At 47.0% G+C, this 6,812-nt stretch carries 7 protein-coding genes; 1 reads left to right on the forward strand and 6 read right to left on the reverse strand.

Going from position 1 to position 6,812, the window contains the following annotated elements; genetic code table 11:
- The 5 genes from Q0546_RS01560 to Q0546_RS01580 all read right to left on the reverse strand — a co-directional run.
- Window positions 1–972 (reverse strand): hypothetical protein (locus tag Q0546_RS01560; protein WP_298789910.1); only part of this gene is annotated, 972 nt, incomplete at its 3' end.
- Window positions 973–1,055: 83 nt separating this feature from the next.
- A complete protein-coding gene (locus Q0546_RS01565; protein ID WP_298789912.1) occupies window positions 1,056–2,525 on the reverse strand; it encodes a hypothetical protein in 1,470 nt (489 codons plus the stop codon).
- A 466-nt stretch (window positions 2,526–2,991) separates the two neighbouring features.
- Window positions 2,992–4,020, reverse strand: coding sequence for a c-type cytochrome (locus tag Q0546_RS01570; protein ID WP_298789914.1), 1,029 nt, complete (start codon window positions 4,018–4,020; stop codon window positions 2,992–2,994).
- Entirely contained in the window at window positions 4,017–5,279 is a 1,263-nt protein-coding gene (locus Q0546_RS01575; protein ID WP_004322317.1) for a cytochrome bc complex cytochrome b subunit, read from the reverse strand. Before Q0546_RS01575 ends, Q0546_RS01570 begins: the two co-directional genes overlap by 4 nt.
- Before the next feature lie 10 nt (window positions 5,280–5,289).
- Window positions 5,290–5,793, reverse strand: coding sequence for a Rieske 2Fe-2S domain-containing protein (locus Q0546_RS01580; protein ID WP_004322319.1), 504 nt, complete (start codon window positions 5,791–5,793; stop codon window positions 5,290–5,292).
- A 340-nt stretch (window positions 5,794–6,133) separates the two neighbouring features.
- Here Q0546_RS01580 and Q0546_RS01585 point away from each other — a divergent pair, with 340 nt between their 5' ends.
- Window positions 6,134–6,514: a VOC family protein gene (locus tag Q0546_RS01585; RefSeq protein ID WP_298789917.1), complete on the forward strand. Its 381-nt coding sequence runs from the start codon at window positions 6,134–6,136 to the stop codon at window positions 6,512–6,514.
- A 113-nt stretch (window positions 6,515–6,627) separates the two neighbouring features.
- Here the strand turns inward: Q0546_RS01585 and Q0546_RS01590 are convergent.
- The coding region (locus tag Q0546_RS01590) for a hypothetical protein (protein WP_298789919.1) at window positions 6,628–6,812 on the reverse strand (185 nt) is incomplete at its 5' end.

Below are 6,812 nucleotides of genomic sequence, written 5' to 3' on the forward strand. Positions count from 1 at the left end.
GCGCCAGTCGGGCTTTTCTAGGCGGCTAGCGTAGGTGCCGTCGTCGCGTAGATAAAAGGAATAATCTTCGCTCGTGTTTAAAAGCATGTTAAATTTCGTACCGCCAAATACCCCCGAGCCTTTTTTGCTCGCCCCGGCGCTACTATGTTTGACGCTAGAGTCCTTTGCGGGTTTTGCGGACTCGACCGAATTTGAGCTTGATTTGCTTACTTTTGCTTGCGTGCTACTTGCGCTTTTTTTAAAGACGAACAAGACCTCTTGCCCGTCCGCGACTTGTTTGTATTCGAGCATGCCGTCTTTTAGCCAAAACTCGCCCAGCCCTTTAGCGCTAAGCGCGTATTTGCCGCCGCCTAGACTTTCGTAGCCGCTTTTGCCCGCACTATTGTTGCACGAGCCGTCCGGATTTACGCCCACGATGCCTACCGTCGCTTCATTGCCTCCGATCTCAAAAAACGAGTCGCCGAAGCACTTTTGCCCCGCGACTTTAAAGCTCTGCCCCTGCGCCTTTAGCGAGACTAGCTCCCATCTGCCCTCAATCTCGCTTAAATTTGACCCGCCGAGGCCGGCTTGATTTACGGCGCCGTTTACGATGCCGGCTAAATTTACCTCGTCTTTTTTAAAGGTAAATACGATCTCGCCGCTGTCCGTACCTTGTTTGTATTCGAGCGAGCCGTTATTTAGCCGTAGCTCGCCGCCGCCAAGCGAGTATCTACCACCGCCTAGGTTTTTTAGAGCGAAGTTTTGTTCGGCTTTTTCGCAGGATTTACCGTCCGCGCTACTTAGGCTTAGGCGCGCGCTATCGCCGCTAGCCTCGATAAAAGAGTCTTCGAGGCACTTTTGTCCGGCCGTTTTAAACGTCTGTCCCTGCGCCGTAACCGAGACGATACTCCACCTGCCGTCCAGCTCGCTGGCGCTTAAATTTAACCCGAGGCAAAGCACCGCGAGGATTGCAAAAAATTTAAATTTAGCCATGTTTTTCCTTTCATAAATTTGGGCTTGGTTTGCGCGAACCCGTCCGCAAATTTACCGAATACGGCAAATTTGCCCTGGTTTTGCTATTCGTCCAAAAAATATATCGCGCCGTCGACGACCGCTCCGCCCGCCTTGCCTTCGCTAGTAGGCGGGATATAAAAAAAGCTATGTCGCTGCGTCCGTCCGTCGTCGTATCTGAGCGTGAGCTCGCCCGCATCTAGCGTATATGAGCCCGCGCTACTGCTAGATCTTGTTCCTCCGCCGCCCACATTGCTCATGGCGGCGGAGGAGTAGGACGAACTGCCGTCCTTGAAGCGGCCTTTGCCGTCGAAGTCATAGTACCCGCTCACGCCTCCGCCAACAACGTCCAAATCGCCCGAGGCGTTGTAAACGGACATGGAGCCAACGGAGGTAAACGAGTAGCTGCCCTTTGGCACCTCATTTAAGATTTGAGCGTTAAAGAGATGGTATCCGCCGTCGCTCCACAAAAACGTGCAATCCGCATCCTCGCAGCTATATGTGCTTTGCTCGCCGTCGTTGGCGGTTTGTACGATTTTTTTGCCGTCTTTTTTATACGTGCCGTCGATGCGCGTGCGCCAGTCGGGCTTACCAAGGTCATCGCAATACGTGCCGTCGTCACGCAGATAAAAGGATATGTCGGTATTGGTGTTTATAAAGATCCACTTGCCTGCAAACACGCCTGTGCCTTTTTTGCTCGCTCCCGCGTCGCTATGCTTGACGTTAGGGTCTTTTTCGGGCTCTAAATTTGAGCTTGATTTGGCTTGCGCTTGATTTGAGCTAGCCTGCGCCGTGCGGCTTTTTTTAAAGGTAAACAAGACGCCGCCTGCGCTTTGTTCGTATTCGAGCGAGCCGTTTTTCAGCCTAAATTCGCCCGCATCGTTATCTAGCGCGTACCTACCTGCGCCAAGGCTTTTGTAGCCGCTTTCTCCCGCGCCGGTTTTGCACGTGCCGTCCGGATTTGCCGCTACGATACTGACCGTTGCTTTGCCGCCTGCTATCTGGAAAAACGAATCTTCAAAGCACTTTTGGCCAGCCGTTTTAAACGTCTGCCCCTGTGCTGAAACCGAGTCGATCTCCCATCTGCCCTCTAGCTCGTCTGTGCTCAAATTTGAGCCGGTTGCCGTTGCCACGGCCTTGTTTGCGGCCGCGTCTTTTTTGAAAGAAAAGACGATAAAATTGCCGCCGTCTAAGGACTGCTTTACTTTTAGCGTGTCTTTTTCTAGCCAAAACTCGCCGATAGGACCTAGCGCGTATTTGCCAGCACCTATGCTTTTAAAGGCGTAGCTTGCCGCGCCGCTTTTGCACGCGCCGTCCTCGCCTACGGAGCTAAGGCCTAGCTTTGCCTCGCGGCCGCTAACCTCGAAAAACGAATCCTCAAAGCACTTTTGTCCCGCTGTTTGCACCTCCTGCCCGTCTATGTTTGCCGAGACGATGCTCCATCTGCCCTCCAGCTCGCTAGCGCTTAAATTTAGTCCGAGGCAAAGCACCGCGATGGTCGCAAAAAGCTTGACCGTAAATTTGAGACCGTTCATATTTACCCTTTTTTTGAAATTTGCAAATCAAAATTGATAGCCGATTTTAACATCGGGAAATAAATTTAAAGACAACCTAAATCAAGAAAAATTATGAAAAAACCAAAACAAGCTGAGCTCTAACTTAAAAATGCGTCTATAAATCACGCTACTTAGCTCGCCGCCGCCAAGAAAATCCAAATGATCTTGCCGTATTGCTTCGTCCATGGCGTAAAAAGTAGGATTCGTAACATGTTCTTAAAAATGCTGTAAAATGTATATTTATAGTTTTTATTGCGCTCAAAACGTATTCAAATTTAAAATATAGGCACGTAAAATTAGTATTTGCTTGTAGTCAAATTTGAGCCCAGACAAGGCATCGCGAGTGCTGAATAAATTTTACGACGGCTTCTAAAACGGTAGATAAATTTTAGAAATTAAGGAATAAATTTAAAGAGAAATTTGAGCCCGGAGTCGGGCTCAAATTTTAGTGTAATTCAGACCAAACTTTGCGTTTCCAAAGCCATCCGAATATACCGAAAATCAAGAAGTAGATCATCGCATTTATGCCTAGGCTTTCGCGCTCGGCTTTTTTAGCGTCGCCCGCTTTTGCCATATAGGCTACGACTTTGTCCTCGCTAGCTTTATTTAGACCTACGCGAGGCATCGAGGTGCCCGGTAGCATTTTTTGCGTGTCGTTTATAAATTTATGCAGATAATCATCGCCTTTTGAGCGGATCATCATCGATAAATCAGGAGGGTTTGAGCCCATGTAGGCAGCCAAATTTACGCGGTTAGTTAGAACGTATTTGTTTTCGTATTTCATATCGTGGCATCTCTGGCACGCGTCGCGAAATACCTTCTCGTCGCTGATCTCTTTAGGCGCGATAGACTTTAGATATGCAACCATATCAGCTATCTCGGCATTTGGATCCTCTCCGCCGGCTCCGAAAAACGGAGGCATCGGATAAGGATGCTCGTCGTTAAATTTATGCGTTAGTTTTAGCGCCTTGGTCGGATCTTTGATAAGGGCTGCCAAGAAATGCTCGTCGTATATCGCTCCCGCGCTGCTAAGATCAGGCGGCACTACGCCGTACGCTTCGCTAAGTTCAGCAGCGCTCATAGCTGTCGGCATACCCGCAGCCTCGACTCCGTGACAGCCTGCGCAGCCAGCATTTGCAAAGGTTTCTGCGCCTTTAGTCGCGTCGCCTTTGGCTAAATTTATAGCCTTTATATCGTTCCAAAACGCAGTGTAGTCTTCGAGAGATTTTTGTGCCTCTTCAAGATCTTTTTGTGCTCCGGCGACTTTTTTCTCGTCATTCAGAGCTTTTGTCGCATCAAGGGCTTTTTGTCTAGCTTCTACTACGGATTTGGCTTGATTTATATCCTCGGCGCCAAAGTCGTAATCGGCCGCGCCGACGTGCGGATGCATGATGTTATGCGCGTAAGGCTCTATACCCCAGTATGTTACGCCGGTTAAAATAACTACGATTATAAAAATTTTTAACTCTCTCATTTTACCGCTCCTTTTTTCTCAAGAGTCGTTATGATAGGTAAAACGACAAAAAGCAGAACGAAAAACGTAATGGTCGAGTAAAATCCTATCCATGAGTTTGAAATACCAAGCGTCACGCCGTCGGCAGGTAGCTTACCGAAGATCGTAAGCACGATCATATCGACCACTAGCAGCCAGAACCATACAAAAAAGCCTTTTCTCTCGTGAGCCGGAGCCACGACGTCGCTTCTGTCATAAAGCGGCATGAAAAATAGCGCCACGCCCGCGATCGCAAATGCGATAAGGCCGATATTGTAGGCTTTAAAGCCGAAAATATCGAAGAAAAATCCGCGTAAAATCTCGTACTGCCACAAGAAGTACCACTCAGGATAGATGTGCGGAGGCGTTTTTAGCGGGTTGCCCGGCTCGAAATTTATCGGATCCATCGCGAAGTTGAAATGAAAACAGACTAAATAGAAAAAGAAAATCATAAAAAAGCCGATGTACATAAAGTCTTTTGCCAAAAATCCCGGCCAAAACGGAATAACTTTAGCATTTTTCTTATCGCCGCTTAGATATTTTTCAGCCTCGATATCAAAGTCTATCTCTTCGCCCGTTTCATTATTTACGTGCGGGACGCGAAGGGTATAAAAGTGTATCGCGACGACTGCGATCAGCACGATCGGTAGCAAGCATACGTGAAGCATGAAAAATCTCGTCAAAGTCGGATCGCTAACGGCATAGTCGCCTCTGATCCACTCGACTACCGCGTCCCCGATAACCGGGATACCGCCGAATAAATTCGTGATAACCATCGCCGCCCAGTAGCTCATCTGACCCCAAGGTAGCATATATCCGCTAAAAGCCTCGGCTGAAAACAGGATGAAGAGCAACATACCGCTCACCCAAATCATCTCGCGACCTTTTTTATAAGAGCCGTAGTAGATCGCCGTAAAGGTGTGTATGTAGATGATTAAAAATACGACCGAAGCCGCAACCGCATGTATGTGACGCCATAGCCAGCCGTACTCGACCTCTTTCATTATGGTAAAATTTACGCTATCAAAGGCTAAATTTATATCCGGTTTATAGTACATAACTAGCATAAATCCGGTAAAAATAAGCAACGCAAAAAGCGTCGTGAGTATAACGCCCATCGCCCAGAGGAAATTTATATTTTTCGGTATCCAGTATTCGCTGACGAGGACTTTCATTAGCTTGTTTAGGGCGATCCTTTGATCCAGCCAGTCTAAAACGCCCGTTGATTTTCTGATGTGCATTTTTCCCTCCTTACGCTTGAGCCGCTAGTTTTTCGTATTCGGGGCTGGTTTCGCCCAGAACGAGTTTCGTACCGTCTATCTTAAACGGCGGTATGTCTAGCGGTCGAGGAGGAGGGCCGAAGGTATTTACGCCGTCTGCGTTGAATTCGCCTCCGTGACAGGCGCAAACGAAAACTTGTTTGCCAGGTTTCCACTCGGGAATACAGCCAAGATGCGTACAAAGCCCGATCGCGACCATATATCTAGCGCCATCTACTACGATATCGCGCTTGTCGTTAGGCGCCATAGAAGCGTCCTTTTTTAGAACAAATATCGGCTTTTTACGCCACTCGATCTGGCGCATCTCGCCGTCTTTCATTGGGCTAAGATCTACAGTCGTAAATCCGGCCGCCTTTACGCTAGGAAGCGGGTCCCAGGTCTTTTTAACGGCTACGAGAGTCGCTGCGCCGCCGACTGCGGCTACCGCGCCAAACGCTAGACCGATAAAATCTCGTCTTTCTTGTTTTACGGACATTACTTTCCTTTCAACGGTTTTTGAAGAATAATCGAGATTATACTCTTATGAAAATTAAACTTTTATTTTTCTAGCAAATAGTTTAAATATTTAAACTATTTTTAAATCATTATTTACTATTTCGTATTTTAAGGCTTTCGGGAGTAAAATTTGAGTGTAAATTTGGTTTAGTCGGTTAAATTTGACGGCCTATAAACAGACGTAAATTTAAATTATATTTTAGTTTGCGCGTTTTACCTGCACCGCAAAATTTGACGCCGAGCGGCTTTAAATTTACGCCGTCAAATTTGACGTTTTTGACGAGCAATGTTTGGTTAAATTTGATTTAAAAGGAGAATTTATGCGTATCGCTTCGATCGATCATATCGTTTTAACGGTTGCTGATTTACAACGGACGCTTGATTTTTACGTGCGCGTGCTGGGTATGCGCGAGATTGATTTTTCAAACGGACGCAAGGCCCTGGCCTTTGGCTCGCAAAAGATAAATTTGCACGTAAAAGGCGAGGAGATTTTGCCAAACGCCATGAATGCAAACGTGGGAACGGCCGATATTTGCTTGCTTACCGATACGCCGCTTGAGCTAGTTTTGGAGGAGCTAGAGGTTGCCGGCATCGCCGTAGAGCAGGGTATCGTGTCACGAACCGGAGCGCTTGGAGCGATAAGCTCAATCTACGTGCGCGACCCGGACGGAAATTTGATAGAGATTAGCAGATACGTTTAAATTTGACGGGTTTTGCGGATGAAGTTCGGTTGCGTGTATATTGTAAACTGCAATCTAGACAAAGAGCCAACTGTTGTACGGCTAATATACAAGCAGATAATATATAATTTAGACTAGTAAATTTTTATAAGCTCATCGTTGTCGTAGTCATTTTCTAGGCCAAAATACAAAATTTCAAGCCACATTTCATCTTCGTATCTGAATTTCATAGACTCTTGCTCTACGCCGTCTATTTTTGGGTAAATGAGATAAAGCTTGTCGCACTCGTATTTTTTGCCGTAGGCATAGAGCTGATATA

Origin of the sequence: uncultured Campylobacter sp., from assembly GCF_937997465.1 — a bacterium.
Taxonomy (GTDB): domain Bacteria; phylum Campylobacterota; class Campylobacteria; order Campylobacterales; family Campylobacteraceae; genus Campylobacter_A.